Origin of the sequence: Pseudomonas sp. BIOMIG1BAC (assembly GCF_001705995.2) — a bacterium.
Classification (GTDB): Bacteria; Pseudomonadota; Gammaproteobacteria; order Pseudomonadales; family Pseudomonadaceae; genus Aquipseudomonas; species Aquipseudomonas sessilinigenes.
The window spans coordinates 1,207,528-1,221,233 of the sequence record NZ_CP049045.1 but is presented as its reverse complement, the minus strand read 5'-3'; the positions used below and the strand labels follow the sequence as shown (position 1 = coordinate 1,221,233).

The 13,706-nt window shown below is 63.0% G+C and carries 12 protein-coding genes; 10 read left to right on the top strand and 2 right to left on the bottom strand.

What is annotated here, in order from left to right:
• Positions 1 to 50: 50 nt before the first annotated feature.
• The 6 genes from ATY02_RS05525 to ATY02_RS05500 all read left to right on the top strand — a co-directional run bounded on the left by ATY02_RS05525 (position 51) and on the right by ATY02_RS05500 (position 7,054).
• Positions 51 to 1,427 carry an OprD family porin gene (locus tag ATY02_RS05525; RefSeq protein ID WP_068575752.1) on the top strand — a complete coding sequence of 459 codons (1,377 nt, stop codon included), beginning with the start codon at positions 51 to 53 and terminating at the stop codon, positions 1,425 to 1,427.
• A 78-nt stretch (positions 1,428 to 1,505) separates the two neighbouring features.
• A complete protein-coding gene (locus ATY02_RS05520) occupies positions 1,506 to 3,101 on the top strand; it encodes an ABC transporter substrate-binding protein (RefSeq protein ID WP_068575750.1) in 1,596 nt (531 codons plus the stop codon).
• A gap of 72 nt (positions 3,102 to 3,173) precedes the next feature.
• Positions 3,174 to 4,184, top strand: a complete 1,011-nt coding sequence (locus tag ATY02_RS05515) for an ABC transporter permease subunit (RefSeq protein ID WP_068575749.1) — start codon at positions 3,174 to 3,176, stop codon at positions 4,182 to 4,184.
• Positions 4,185 to 4,195: 11 nt separating this feature from the next.
• The gene (locus tag ATY02_RS05510) at positions 4,196 to 5,107 is read left to right on the top strand and encodes an ABC transporter permease subunit (RefSeq protein ID WP_068575747.1); all 912 of its coding nucleotides are present in this window, start codon (positions 4,196 to 4,198) and stop codon (positions 5,105 to 5,107) included.
• Between the two features lie 10 nt (positions 5,108 to 5,117).
• On the top strand, positions 5,118 to 6,086 hold the full coding sequence (locus ATY02_RS05505) for an ABC transporter ATP-binding protein (RefSeq protein WP_068575745.1): 969 nt from the start codon (positions 5,118 to 5,120) through the stop codon (positions 6,084 to 6,086).
• Positions 6,086 to 7,054, top strand: a complete 969-nt coding sequence (locus ATY02_RS05500) for a peptide ABC transporter ATP-binding protein (RefSeq protein WP_068575744.1) — start codon at positions 6,086 to 6,088, stop codon at positions 7,052 to 7,054. Before ATY02_RS05505 ends, ATY02_RS05500 begins: the two co-directional genes overlap by 1 nt.
• A gap of 105 nt (positions 7,055 to 7,159) precedes the next feature.
• Here ATY02_RS05500 and ATY02_RS05495 read toward each other — a convergent pair whose 3' ends face one another.
• Complete coding sequence (locus ATY02_RS05495; RefSeq protein WP_068575742.1) at positions 7,160 to 7,399, bottom strand: hypothetical protein; 240 nt, start codon at positions 7,397 to 7,399, stop codon at positions 7,160 to 7,162.
• Positions 7,400 to 7,634: 235 nt separating this feature from the next.
• The gene (locus ATY02_RS05490) at positions 7,635 to 9,218 is read right to left on the bottom strand and encodes a peptide chain release factor 3 (RefSeq protein WP_068575740.1); all 1,584 of its coding nucleotides are present in this window, start codon (positions 9,216 to 9,218) and stop codon (positions 7,635 to 7,637) included.
• Positions 9,219 to 9,662: 444 nt separating this feature from the next.
• On the opposite strand from ATY02_RS05490, the gene ATY02_RS05485 reads away from it, so the two are divergent.
• From ATY02_RS05485 to ATY02_RS05470, 4 genes are read left to right on the top strand one after another with little or no spacing between them, the layout of a single operon-like run.
• Positions 9,663 to 10,379: an ABC transporter permease gene (locus ATY02_RS05485; RefSeq protein ID WP_068575738.1), complete on the top strand. Its 717-nt coding sequence runs from the start codon at positions 9,663 to 9,665 to the stop codon at positions 10,377 to 10,379.
• Between the two features lie 23 nt (positions 10,380 to 10,402).
• Complete coding sequence (locus tag ATY02_RS05480; protein ID WP_068575736.1) at positions 10,403 to 11,296, top strand: glycine betaine ABC transporter substrate-binding protein; 894 nt, start codon at positions 10,403 to 10,405, stop codon at positions 11,294 to 11,296.
• 12 nt (positions 11,297 to 11,308) lie between these two features.
• The gene (locus tag ATY02_RS05475; protein WP_068575734.1) at positions 11,309 to 11,977 is read left to right on the top strand and encodes an ABC transporter permease; all 669 of its coding nucleotides are present in this window, start codon (positions 11,309 to 11,311) and stop codon (positions 11,975 to 11,977) included.
• A complete protein-coding gene (locus tag ATY02_RS05470; RefSeq protein WP_068575732.1) occupies positions 11,974 to 13,131 on the top strand; it encodes a betaine/proline/choline family ABC transporter ATP-binding protein in 1,158 nt (385 codons plus the stop codon). The genes ATY02_RS05475 and ATY02_RS05470 overlap by 4 nt, the downstream gene beginning before the upstream one ends.
• Positions 13,132 to 13,706 lie beyond the last annotated feature (575 nt).

Below are 13,706 nucleotides of genomic sequence, written 5' to 3'. Positions count from 1 at the left end.
CGGCCGAAAAAAACCGGTATGTAAAAAAATAAAACAAAGGAGCGTCACCCATGAAACTGAGCAACAGCGCGTTGTTAGCCCTGGCCATCAGCAGCATCACTGCTACGGCCTATGCAGAAAACGTCAGCCAGGACTTCGTCCCGACTGAACTGAACAGCAAGAATGCCCAGGCTGAGTCCAAGGGGTTCATCGAAGGCCAGAGCCTGTCCGGGAGCACCCGTAACTGGTACGCCAACGAGTTGAAGCGTCGCAACGACCGCTTCTCCTACAACCACAACGGCCAGCCGACCTCGACCCCACGCCGTATCAACTGGGTCCAGGGCACCATCCTCAACTACACCTCCGGCTTCACCGAAGGCACCGTTGGGGTCAGCACCGAAGTCGCCGCCTACAACGCCATTGCTCTGGACCGTGACCGCAAGGACATCGCCGGCAAGAACAACCGTACCCTGACCCACTCCGACGGTGACGCCGTAGGCCAGTGGAGCAAGCTGGGCCTGGCCAACGTCAAGTTCCGCGTATCCAACACCACCCTGACCGTCGGCCGGCAGAACGTCAGCACGCCGATCGTCGACGTCATCGGCAACCGTCCACTGCCTTCGAGCTTCGAAGGGGCCAGCATCCACAGTGAGGAATTCAACAACCTGTCGTTCGACGCCGGTAGCTATGACCGGGTATCGCCACGGACCGAGCAGAGCCTGTCGAAATTCCGCTCCGAATACACCAACAACAACGCCGAGACCGACCGCGTCAGTCTGATCGGCGCCAACTACCAGCCACTCAAGAGCCTGAAGACCAGCCTCTACGCCTCCAAGGTGGAAGACTTCTGGAACCAGTACTACTTCGGCGCCACCCACGAACTGGGTGACAGCTCGGTACTGGCCCTGACCACCGGCCTGAACTACTACAAGACCGTCGATACCGGCAAGAAAGAGATGGGCGAGATCGACAACGATACCTACTCCCTGTCCATGGGCCTGGCCCACCAGGCCCACAGCCTGACCTTCTCCTACCAGGCGGTGAACGGTAACGAGTACTTCGACTACCTGCACGAAACCAACGGCATCTACCTGGCCAACTCCCTGCTCTCGGACTTCAACGGACCGAACGAGAAGTCGTTCCAGATCGCCTACGGCCTGAACATGGCCGAGTACGGCGTGCCCGGCCTCAAGTTCAACATCTACCAGGCCCGCGGCTGGGGCATCGACGGTACCCACTACCGTGGTACCGCCTACGACGTGAACAAGATGGACGGCGAAACCCACTACGAATACGGCATCGGCGCCAGCTACGCGGTGCAGAGCGGCCCGCTCAAGGCCACCGCGATCCGCGCGACCTACACCACCCACCGCGCGAGCAAGTACCAGGCCGATGGCAACATCAACGAGTTCCGCCTGGTGACCACGGTTCCGTTCAACATTCTCTAACCCGCCAGTTGAAGGGCGGGTTCATGACGAATCCGCCGTTCAAGCTACTCTGGTTCATTCCTTTGCAGGGGGTCCATGATGAAAATTCTTCCCATGAAAGCGGCCTTGAGTGCCGCATTGTTGAGCGTCGCCATAAGCGCCGCGGCCAAACCCTTGGTGGTCTGTACCGAAGCCAGCCCGGAAGGTTTCGATATGGTCCAATACACGACCGCGGTCACTGCCGACGCAGTGGCGGAAACCATTTTCAACCGGCTGGTGGACTTCAAGCCGGGGACCACGGACATCGAGCCAGCCCTGGCCGAATCCTGGGACATCAGCCCAGACGGCTTGCAATACACCTTCCACCTGCGCAAGGGCGTCAAGTTCCACAGCACCGACTACTTCACCCCGACCCGCGACCTGAACGCCGACGACGTGCTCTGGAGTTTCCAGCGCCAGTTGGACCCGAAACACCCCTGGCATGACAAGTCCAGCGTGGGTTTCCCCTATTTCGAAAGCATGGGCTTCAAGGAACTGCTCAAGAGTGTAGAGAAAGTCGACGACCACACCGTGGTCTTCACACTGACCCGCCGCGAAGCTCCGTTCCTGGCCGACGTGGCCATGGCCTTCTCCTCGATCTTCCCGGCCGAATACGCCGACAAGCTGCTCAAGGAAGGCAAGACCTCTGAGCTCAACAGCAAGCCGATCGGCACCGGCCCATTCATCTTCACCCGCTATGCCAAGGACGCCCAGGTGCGCTTCAAGGCCAACCCGGACTACTTCCGCGGCAAGCCTCCAGCCGAAACACTGATCCTGGCGATCACCACCGACAACAACGTGCGCCTGCAAAAGCTCAAGGCCAACGAGTGCCAGGTCGCCCTGTATCCCAAGCCCGATGACATCCCCAGCATCAAGGCCGACCCGAACCTGCAGGTGCATGAGCTGGCGGCCATGACCACCGGCTACATCGCCATGAACACCACCCGCAAGTACATGAGCGACGTGCGGGTACGCAAGGCGATCAATATCGCCTTCGACAAGGAAGCCTACGTCAACAGCCTGTATGGCCCGGGCAACGCCCTGGTCGGCACCGGCCCGTACCCACCGACCCTGCTGGGCTTCAACACCAGCCTGAAGAACCCGCCACGGGACCTGGACAAGGCCCGCGCCCTGCTCAAGGAAGCCGGCGTGCCCGAAGGCACCGTGATCACCCTGTTCACCCGCAACGGCGGCGGCCCGACCAACCCCAACCCGCTGCTCGGGGCCCAGATGATGCAGGCCGACCTGGCCAAGATCGGCCTGAAGCTGGATATTCGCGTGATGGAATGGGGCGAGATGCTCAAGCGCGCCAAGAACGGCGAGCACGACATGGTCTCGGCCGGCTGGGCCGGGGATAACGGTGACCCGGATAACTTCCTGACCCCGAACCTGAGTTGTGACGCGGCGAAAAACGGCGAAAACTATGCCCGCTGGTGCAACAAGACCTTCCAGGACCTGATCGACCAGGCTCGCTCCGACGCCGACTCGGCCAAGCGCGCCGAACTCTATGAGAAGGCCCTGCTGGTCTTTGAGCAGGATCAACCCTGGATCCCCATGGCCTATCCGAAAATGTTCACCGCCATGCGCAAGAACGTCGAGGGGTATCACCAGAGCCCCCTGACCACCAATAACTTCGCTACCACCCAGGTGAAGTAATAAGAAACGCCCGCCGTCCCTGACCCAGGGGCGGCGGAAACGCCTAACCGGCTGACTGAGGTACTTCAGAAGATGTTTAGTTTTATTGCCCGCCGTGTGGGGTTGCTGATCCCCACATTTTTCGGCATCACCTTGCTGACATTCGCCTTGATACGCATGATCCCCGGCGATCCCGTGGAAGTCATGATGGGCGAACGTCGGGTCGACCCCGAGATGCATGCCCAGGCAATGGAACGCCTTGGATTGAACAAACCGCTGTACGCCCAGTACCTGGACTACATCGGCAAGCTGGCCCACGGTGACCTGGGCGAATCCCTGCGTACCCGTACCAGCGTATGGAGCGAGTTCTCCTCGCTGTTCCCCGCGACCCTGGAGCTGGCCATGTCCGCCCTGCTGTTCGCCGGCGTCATCGGCCTGCTGGCCGGGGTCATCGCCGCCCTCAGGCGCGGCTCGCTGTTCGACCACGGGGTGATGGGGATTTCCCTCGCCGGCTACTCGATGCCGATCTTCTGGTGGGGCCTGATCCTGATCATGTTCTTCTCGGTGAGCCTGGGCTGGACCCCGGTTTCCGGACGTATCGACCTGCTCTACGACATCGAGCCCAAGACCGGCTTCATGCTGGTCGACACCCTGCTGGCCGGCGACACCAGTGCCTTCTTCGACGCACTGAAGCACCTGATCCTGCCTTCCATCGTGCTGGGTACCATTCCCCTGGCGGTGATCGCGCGGATGACCCGCTCCTCGATGCTCGAAGTGCTGCGCGAGGACTACATCCGTACCGCCAAGGCCAAGGGCCTGTCGCCCAACCGGGTGGTCTTCGTCCACGGCCTGCGCAACGCGCTGATCCCGGTACTGACCGTGGTCGGCCTGCAAGTCGGCACCCTGCTGGCCGGTGCGGTCCTGACCGAAACCATCTTTTCCTGGCCCGGCATCGGTAAATGGCTGATCGAAGCCATCGGCGCCCGGGACTATCCCGTGGTGCAGAACGGCATCCTGTTGATCGCCTGCCTGGTGATCATGGTCAACTTCGTGGTGGACATCCTCTACGGCTTTGCCAACCCACGCATCCGTCATCAGCGCTGAGGCCAAGACACATGAGTACTCCAACTTCCTCGGTAGCAGTCGATCAAAGCCTGCTCTATCCGTCCGTCTACAAAGAATTCTGGCAACACTTCTCCCACAACAAGGGCGCCGTCGCCGGCCTGATGTTCATGCTGCTGATCGTGTTCTGCGCGATCTTCGCACCCTGGGTGGCCCCCCATGACCCCAGCGAGCAATACCGCGACTTCCTGCTGACCCCACCGGCCTGGCTCGAAGGCGGGCAGTTGCAGTTCCTGCTGGGCACCGACGAGCTGGGCCGCGACCTGCTCTCGCGCCTGATCCAGGGTTCGCGCCTGTCGCTGCTGATCGGCCTGTCGTCGGTGGTGATGTCGCTGATCCCGGGGATCCTGCTGGGCCTGTTCGCCGGCTTCTTCCCGCGCCTGCTGGGCCCAAGCATCATGCGCCTGATGGACATCATGCTGGCCCTGCCTTCGCTGCTGCTGGCCGTGGCCATCGTCGCCATCCTCGGCCCAGGCCTGATCAACACCGTGATCGCCATTGCTGTGGTCTCGCTGCCGTCCTACGTGCGCCTGACCCGCGCCGCGGTGATGGGCGAACTCAACCGCGACTACGTGACCGCCGCGCGCCTGGCCGGTGCCGGCCTGCCGCGCCTGATGTTCATCACCGTGCTGCCCAACTGCATGGCACCGCTGATCGTCCAGGCCACCTTGAGCTTCTCTTCGGCGATCCTCGACGCCGCCGCCTTGGGCTTCCTCGGCCTCGGCGTCCAGCCGCCTACCCCTGAGTGGGGCACCATGCTGGCCTCGGCCCGCGACTACATCGAACGCGCCTGGTGGGTAGTGAGCCTGCCCGGCCTGACCATTTTGCTCAGCGTGCTGGCAATCAACCTGATGGGCGACGGCCTGCGCGATGCGCTGGACCCGAAACTCAAGAATGCCGCCTGAGGAGATTCCCATGTCACTGTTAGAAATCAAGAATCTCAATGTCCGTTTCGGCGACGCCAAGGCTGTTCCCGTGGTGGACGGCCTGGACCTCAAGGTCGACAAGGGCGAAGTGCTGGCCATCGTCGGCGAGTCCGGCTCCGGCAAGTCGGTGACCATGATGGCCCTGATGGGCCTGATCGAGCACCCCGGCATCGTCACCGCCGACGCCATGAACTTCGACGGCAAGGACATGCTCAAGCTCAGCGCCCGCCAGCGCCGGCAGATCGTCGGCAAGGACCTGGCCATGGTCTTCCAGGACCCGATGACCGCGCTGAACCCCAGCTACACCGTGGGCTTCCAGATCGAGGAAGTGCTGCGCCTGCACCTGAAGATGTCCGGCAAGGCTGCCCGCAAGCGCGCCATCGAACTGTTGGAGAAGGTCGAGATCCCCGGCGCCGCCAGCCGCATGGACGCCTACCCGCACCAGCTGTCCGGGGGCATGAGCCAGCGCGTGGCGATTGCCATGGCCATCGCCGGCGAACCCAAGCTGCTGATCGCCGACGAACCCACCACCGCCCTGGACGTGACCATCCAGGCACAGATCATGGACCTGCTGCTGAGCCTGCAGAAAGAGCAGAACATGGGCCTGGTGCTGATCACCCACGACCTGGCCGTGGTGGCCGAGACCGCCCAGCGCGTCTGCGTGATGTACGCCGGCCAGACGGTGGAAGTGGGCAAGGTGCCGGAGCTGTTCGACATCCCCGCGCACCCTTACAGCGAAGCCCTGCTGGCGGCGATTCCCGAGCACAGCCTGGGCGCCTCGCGGCTCTCGACCCTGCCGGGCATCGTTCCCGGTCGCTACGACCGGCCCCAAGGCTGCCTGCTGTCGCCACGCTGCCCCTACGTCCAGGAAAACTGCCGCCAGCAGCGGCCTAGTCTCGATCCGCAAGCCGCCAGCCTGGTGCGCTGCTTCTACCCGCTGAACCAGGAGGTGGCGTGATGGCCGTCGTTCTAACCGCCCGCGACCTGACCCGTCACTACGAAGTGTCCCGGGGCCTGTTCAAGGGCCACGCCACCGTTCGCGCACTCAATGGCGTGTCCTTCGAACTGGAGGCCGGCAAGACCCTGGCCGTGGTGGGCGAATCCGGTTGCGGCAAGTCCACCCTGGCCCGGGCCCTGACCCTGATCGAGGAGCCATCTTCGGGCTCGCTGCAGATCGCCGGCCATGAGGTCAAGGGCGCCACCAAGGAGCAGCGCAAGCAACTGCGCCGCGACGTGCAGATGGTGTTCCAGAGCCCCTACGCCTCGCTCAACCCACGGCAGAAGATCGGTGACCAGCTGGCCGAGCCATTGCTGATCAACACCAAGCTGTCGGCCACCGAGCGCCGCGAGAAAGTCCAGGCGATGATGAAGCAGGTGGGCCTGCGCCCCGAGCATTACCAGCGCTACCCGCACATGTTCTCCGGCGGCCAGCGCCAGCGTATCGCCCTGGCCCGGGCGATGATGCTGCAACCCAAGGTGCTGGTGGCGGATGAACCGACCTCGGCCCTGGACGTATCGATCCAGGCCCAGGTTCTGAACCTGTTCATGGACCTGCAGCAGGAATTCAATACCGCCTACGTGTTCATCTCGCACAACCTGGCGGTGGTGCGCCACGTCGCTGACCAGGTGCTGGTGATGTACCTGGGCCGGCCAGTGGAAATGGGCCCCAAGGAGGACATCTACACCCGTCCCCTGCACCCCTACACCCAGGCCCTGCTCTCGGCCACCCCGGCCATCCATCCGGACCCGGACAAGCCGAAGATCAAGATCGCCGGCGAGCTGCCCAACCCGCTGAACCCGCCGCCCGGCTGCGCCTTCCACAAGCGCTGCCCGTACGCCACCGAGCGTTGCAGCACCGAAGAGCCAGCCTTGCGCCAGCTCGACAGCCGCCAGGTGGCCTGCCACTACGCCGAGCAGTTCTTGTAACGAGCATGAAAAAGGCGCCCCCCGGAACCTGCGGGAGCGCCTGAACCTTGTTGCACCGGCCCCTCCCGACGGATTGCGCATCGATCCGTTGCGAGGGGTTTTTTTTCAGCCCTGGTCAGGCTCGCCGTCGTCGGTGGTCTGGTCGTCATCGCCCGAGCTGCCGCCCTGCCCTTCATCCCCCGGCTCCGACTCGGACTTGGCCAGCATCTGCACGGGCGTGCCCTGGCTCGACGAGTAACCGGGCTCCTTGACCTGCAACAGGTTGTTGGCCCAGGCCGCCGACATGCCCAGCGATAGCAGCACCAGCACTTTGATCAGCAACACCACGCGTTGAAAAATTCTCATAGCCGATTCCATCCCTTCAAAGGTGAATCATCGAAGGCTGCAAACCGTGCCTTGCAACGGCCACAGCACAACCTGAAACCTAGTCGCGATACCCGGGACTTTCCAGATAGCCAGCTATCGATCCCCTCGCCAGGAGTCCCCGCCCGACTAACGGTGAGGGGTGCCATGAGCTTGCCAGCAGGCACAAAAAAGCCCCGCGGTCTGCACCGCGGGGCTTGGGGTGTGGCAGACGAACTTAGTGGTGTTCGCGGGTCGCGCGGAATTTCACGTCCGGCCAGCGCTCTTCCATCAACGCCAGGTTGACCCGGGTCGGCGCCAGGTAGGTCAGGTGACCGCCGCCGTCCAGTGCCAGGTTCTCCACCGCCTTGTTGGAAAACTCCTCCAGCTTCTTCTTGTCGTCGCAGCTGATCCAGCGAGCGGACCACACGGTGATCGGCTCGTAGGCGCATTCGACCTTGTATTCCTCCTTCAGGCGGCTGGCCACCACATCGAACTGCAGCACACCGACGGCGCCGAGGATGATGTCGTTGCTGCGCTCGGGGAAGAACACCTGGGTCGCGCCCTCTTCGGCCAGCTGTTGCAGGCCCTGGCGCAGTTGCTTGGACTTGAGCGGGTCCTTCAGGCGCACACGGCGGAACAGTTCCGGGGCGAAGTGCGGGATACCGGTGAAACCCAGGGCCTCGCCTTCGGTGAAGGTGTCGCCGATCTGGATGGTGCCGTGGTTGTGCAGGCCGATGATATCGCCGGCGAAGGCTTCTTCCAGTTGCTCACGCTCGGAGGAGAAGAAGGTCAGGGCGTCGCCGATGCGCACGTCCTTGCCGGTGCGCACATGGCGCATCTTCATGCCCTTTTCGTACTTGCCCGAGCAGATGCGCATGAAGGCGATGCGGTCGCGGTGCTTGGGGTCCATGTTCGCCTGGATCTTGAACACAAAGCCCGAGAACTTCTCTTCCTGGGGCGCCACGCTGCGCTCGTTGGCCGCCCGAGGCAGCGGCAGCGGGGCCCAGTCCACTACGGCGTCGAGCACATGGTCGACCCCGAAGTTGCCCAGGGCGGTGCCGAAGAACACCGGGGTCAGGTGGCCGTCGAGGAACTCCTGCTGGTCGAACTCGTGGCAGGCGCCCTGCACCAGCTCCAGCTGCTCGAGGAAACGCTCGTACTCGTCGCCCAGGTGGGCACGGGCTTCGGCGGAGTCGAGCTTCTCGATGATCTTGGTCTCGGTGCGCTCGTGGCCGTGGCCCGGGGTGTAGACGATGATGTAGTCGCCCGCCAGGTGGTACACGCCCTTGAAGTCGCGGTAGCAACCGATCGGCCAGGTGATCGGCGCGGCCTTGATCTTCAGTACCGCCTCGATTTCGTCCAGCAGTTCGATCGGGTCGCGGATGTCGCGGTCCAGCTTGTTGATGAAGCTGACGATCGGCGTATCCCGCAGGCGGCAGACGTCCATCAGGGCAATGGTCCGCGGCTCTACGCCCTTACCGCCGTCGAGCACCATCAGCGCCGAGTCCACCGCAGTCAGGGTGCGGTAGGTGTCTTCCGAGAAGTCTTCGTGGCCGGGGGTGTCCAGCAGGTTGATCATGTGTTCGCGATAGGGGAACTGCATGACCGACGTCGTGATGGAAATGCCGCGCTGCTTCTCCATCTCCATCCAGTCGGAGGTGGCGTGGCGGTCGGACTTACGCGACTTGACGGTACCCGCCACCGCAATGGCCTTGCCCATCAGCAACAGCTTTTCGGTGATGGTGGTCTTACCCGCATCCGGGTGGGAAATAATGGCGAAAGTGCGGCGTTTCGCGACTTCGGCGGCCTGTTGGGTCATGGGAAATCGCCTGGCGGTGATCAAAAAAGGGCGGCGAGTATAGCGCAAAGCACACTCCTCGAACCACCGTTCAGCCCCGCCCCCCCCCCTGTAGCCGCTGTCTAGCGCCAGCGCAAACTGCGACCCGGCGCGCAGCGCCCGCAACCCGGCCATCCCTCCCCTGGATCACCGCCTCGCGCCGCAAGGTAGCGGCCACAAGGGTGGCCAAACGCCGTTAACTATGGAACCTTTTAAAAGGTGGAGACGTCCACTTCCCTGCCAGGCGCGCATCAGATGCCTGGAATTTCAGCAAGTTAGCTTGACGAAGCTGCGCTCATGGTTCGTTCACCGCCGCCCTGCCGGCACTCGACGAACTGCTTTTCGCGGGGATTTTCCCGGCAGTCGGCCACGGCCCTGCCACAGGGGAAAGCGCCCGCCGACCGATAAGAAAAAAGGAGTCCGCCCGTGGCTATTCGCTATGGCAAAGGGCTGATAGGAGGGGCTGCGGTTATCGCCCTCCTGGCCCTGCTGGTCCACTGGATCGGCATCGATACGATCGAACACTACCGCGACGATCTGTTGTTCTACCTGCAAGCTCATCTGTTCCTGGTCCTGGCGTCCATGTTCGCCGCCCTGCTAGTGGGCCTGCCCGCCGGCATCCTTCTCAGCCGCCCTGCCATGGCCAGGCGCGCCGAGCGCTTCATGCAAGTGTTCAACATCGGTAACACCGTGCCTCCCCTGGCCGTCCTGGCCATCGCCCTCGGGGTCCTCGGCATCGGCAGCGGACCGGCGATCTTCGCCCTGTTCCTCGCCTCCCTCCTGCCCATCGTGCGCAATACCTATGAAGGCCTGAAGAACGTCCAGGGCTCGCTCAAGGAAGCCGCCATCGGCATCGGCATGACCCCGCGCCAGGTGCTGTGGAAAGTCGAATTGCCCAATGCCGTGCCGATCATCGTCGGCGGCGTGCGGGTAGCCCTGGCGATCAACGTCGGCACCGCGCCCCTGGCTTTCCTGATCGGTGCCAACAGCCTGGGCAGCCTGATCTTCCCCGGCATAGCCCTGAACAACCAGCCGCAACTGCTGCTCGGCGCCGCCTGCACCGCGCTGCTGGCGCTGCTTCTGGACGGCCTGGTGACCCTGGCCAGCCGCCTCTGGCTGGAGCGCGGCCTGCGTCCGTCCTGACCAGCACGAGCCTTGGAGTGAACATGAAGAAAACAAGCCTGTTACTCGGCTGCGTCCTGCTGTTTGCCAGCCTGGCGCACGCCGCGGAAAAACCCCTGATCCGCATCGGCGCCCGGGTCTTCACCGAACAGACCCTGCTGGCGGAAATCACCTCCCAGTACCTGCGCAGCAAGGGCTACGACACCCGGGTCACCGGCGGCCTGGGCAGCAACCTGGCCCGCAGTGCCCAGGAAAGCGGCCAGCTGGACCTGATCTGGGAATACACCGGGGTGTCGCTGGTGGCCTACAACCACATCGACGAAAAGCTCGACAAGCAGCAGTCCTACGCCCGGGTGAAAGAACTCGACGCGAAAAAAGGCCTGGTCTGGTTGTCGCCGTCCAAGTTCAGCAACACCTATGCCCTGGCGCTGCCGGAAAACGTGGCCAAGGAACATCCACAAATCAACAGCATCAGCGACCTGACCCGGGCCCTGGCCGAAAACACCCGGGAAAATCGCCTGGTGGCCCTGGACACCGAGTTCGCCAACCGTTCCGACGGCATGGCCGGGATGGTCAAGCTGTATGACATGGCCCTGACCCGCAAGAACACCCGGCAGATGGACGCCGGCCTGGTCTACACCGCCTTGCGCAATGGCCAGGTGTTTGCCGGCCTGGTCTACACCACCGACGGGCGTCTTAGCGCCTTCAAGCTCAAATTGCTGGAGGACGACAAGCACTACTTCCCGGACTACACCGCCGCTCCCGTGGTGCGCCAGGTCTACCTCGACGCCCACCCGCAACTGGCCGCCGAACTCGAGCCGCTGGCGGCGCTGTTCGACGACGAAACCATGCGCCAGCTGAACGCGCGGGTCGACGTCGACCATGAAAGCCCCTCCGCCGTGGCCGCAGATTTCCTGCGCCAGCACCCACTCGATTAAAGAGGAGAAGACATGGAATTCTTGAACGCCTTTTCCCATCTCGATTGGGCCCAGGTACTGCACCTGACCTGGCAACACATCACCCTGGTGGGCATCGCCGTCACCCTGGCCATCGTCTTTGGCGTGCCCCTGGGCGTTTTGATGACCCGCTTTCCCAGCCTCGCCGGGCCCTTGCAGGCCAGCGCCACGGTGTTGCTGACCATCCCGTCCATCGCCCTGTTCGGCCTGCTGCTGCCGTTCTACTCCACGTTCGGCCAGGGCCTGGGGCCGCTGCCGGCGATCACCGCCGTGTTCCTTTACTCCCTGTTGCCGATCATGCGCAACACCTACCTGGCACTGACCGGCGTTGAACCGGGCATCCGCGAGGCCGCCCGGGGTATCGGCATGACCTTCGGCCAGCGCCTGCGCATGGTCGAGCTGCCCATTGCGGTGCCGGTGATCCTCGCCGGAGTACGCACCGCGGTGGTGATGAACATCGGCGTCATGACCATCGCCGCCACCATCGGCGCCGGCGGCCTGGGGGTGCTGATCCTGGCCTCCATCAGCCGCAGCGACATGTCGATGCTGATCGTCGGCGCCGTGCTGGTCAGCCTCCTGGCCATCTTTGCCGACCTGCTTCTGCAATGGCTGCAACGTTCGCTGACGCCAAAAGGATTGAGCCCACTAGGAGCCCTGAAATGATCGAACTACAGAACCTGAGCAAGACCTTTCGCAGCAACGGCAAGGATGTCAAAGCCGTCGACTCGGTCAGCCTGACCGTCAACGAAGGCGAGATCTGCGTATTCCTCGGCCCCTCCGGCTGCGGCAAGAGCACCACGCTGAAGATGATCAACCGCCTGATCATGCCCACCTCGGGCAAGGTGCTGATCAACGGCGAGGACACCACCGGCCTGGACGAAGTGACCCTGCGCCGCAACATCGGCTACGTGATCCAGCAGATCGGCCTGTTTCCCAACATGACCATCGAGGAAAACATCACCGTGGTGCCACGCCTGCTGGGCTGGGACAAGCAGAAGTGCCACGACCGCGCCCGCGAGCTGATGAGCATGATCAAGCTCGAACCCAAGCAGTACCTGCATCGCTACCCACGCGAGCTGTCCGGCGGCCAGCAACAGCGGATCGGGGTGATCCGCGCCCTGGCCGCCGAGGCTCCGCTGCTGCTGATGGACGAGCCTTTCGGTGCAGTGGACCCGATCAACCGCGAGATGATCCAGAACGAGTTCTTCGAGATGCAGCGGGCACTGAACAAGACCGTGATCATGGTCAGCCACGACATCGACGAAGCCATCAAGCTGGGGGACAAGATCGCCATCTTCCGCGCCGGCAAACTGCTGCAGATCGACCACCCGGATACCCTGCTGGCCCACCCGGCGGACGACTTCGTCAGCAACTTCGTCGGCCAGGACAGCACCCTCAAGCGCCTGCTGCTGGTCAAGGCCGAGGACGCCGCGGACAACGCCCCGTCGGTGAGCCCGGACACCCAGGTGACCGAGGCCCTGGAGCTGATGGACGAGCACGACCGACGCTACGTGGTGGTGACCTGCACCGAGAACAAAGCCTTGGGTTATGTACGACGCCGTGACCTGCACCGTCAGAACGGCACCTGCGGCCAATTCCTGCGGGAGTTCAACGCCACCGCCGTCTATGACGAGCATCTACGGATTCTTCTGTCACGCATGTACGAGTTCAACCGCTCGTGGCTGCCGGTGATGGACGCCGAGCGGGTGTTCCTCGGCGAAGTGACCCAGGAATCCATTGCCGCCTACCTCAGCTCGGGTCGCTCCCGGGGGATGAAGACCCATATCGTCTCGCCGGCTGAAATAGCGGCCTCCTGATCAATAAATAACCAACAGCGCCCCTATGGCGCGGTGGCCTGCTCGCGCTGGGCCATGCAGCGACCCTTCTTTTCATGAAGGAAGGGAACCGCTGCGCGGTCCAGCGCAAACCAGCACCCTCGCCAACCGATTTTTGGCGCTCCCACGTGCCGAAAAAAAATATCAACACTCGCGCCTCTGGCAGCCCTCCAGCGAGCGGTTGCGAAACAGTCAAAATCCCCCTTGCACCGCCCTCTCGCCGCTAACGTCGCCGATGTTGACGCCTTCATACTTACCAGCCACTTGGCACGCAAAAGAGTCGAACGTGCAGGTATTTTTAACACCTGGGAATTCTTCGGGAACATCTGTCCGTCATCTGTGTCGGCTACAAAGAGAGGCGTCTGCGACGCACGTCAGACAAGTGCAAAAACGCGACATTTTTTGTTGATCTAAGCCCCCTCACCGCCTAAAGTTCGCGCCGAACGTCCATGCTGGAAACGATCCATCCGGCTCAAGTACTGACGACGAGACAGCAAGGCCAAGGGCAGATTTCCCATGGCCTTTTTGCTTTCGGCGACATGCCTTGGGAAGTAGGC

Coding starts and splice junctions, on each gene's coding strand:
- ATY02_RS05525 (WP_068575752.1), top strand. CDS start 51: ATGAAACTGAGCAACAGCGCGTTGTTAGCCCTGGCCATCAGCAGCATC.
- ATY02_RS05495 (WP_068575742.1), bottom strand. CDS start 7,399: ATGAGAATTTTTCAACGCGTGGTGTTGCTGATCAAAGTGCTGGTGCTG.
- ATY02_RS05515 (WP_068575749.1), top strand. CDS start 3,174: ATGTTTAGTTTTATTGCCCGCCGTGTGGGGTTGCTGATCCCCACATTT.
- ATY02_RS05510 (WP_068575747.1), top strand. CDS start 4,196: ATGAGTACTCCAACTTCCTCGGTAGCAGTCGATCAAAGCCTGCTCTAT.
- ATY02_RS05480 (WP_068575736.1), top strand. CDS start 10,403: ATGAAGAAAACAAGCCTGTTACTCGGCTGCGTCCTGCTGTTTGCCAGC.
- ATY02_RS05500 (WP_068575744.1), top strand. CDS start 6,086: ATGGCCGTCGTTCTAACCGCCCGCGACCTGACCCGTCACTACGAAGTG.
- ATY02_RS05490 (WP_068575740.1), bottom strand. CDS start 9,218: ATGACCCAACAGGCCGCCGAAGTCGCGAAACGCCGCACTTTCGCCATT.
- ATY02_RS05470 (WP_068575732.1), top strand. CDS start 11,974: ATGATCGAACTACAGAACCTGAGCAAGACCTTTCGCAGCAACGGCAAG.
- ATY02_RS05475 (WP_068575734.1), top strand. CDS start 11,309: ATGGAATTCTTGAACGCCTTTTCCCATCTCGATTGGGCCCAGGTACTG.
- ATY02_RS05520 (WP_068575750.1), top strand. CDS start 1,506: ATGAAAATTCTTCCCATGAAAGCGGCCTTGAGTGCCGCATTGTTGAGC.
- ATY02_RS05505 (WP_068575745.1), top strand. CDS start 5,118: ATGTCACTGTTAGAAATCAAGAATCTCAATGTCCGTTTCGGCGACGCC.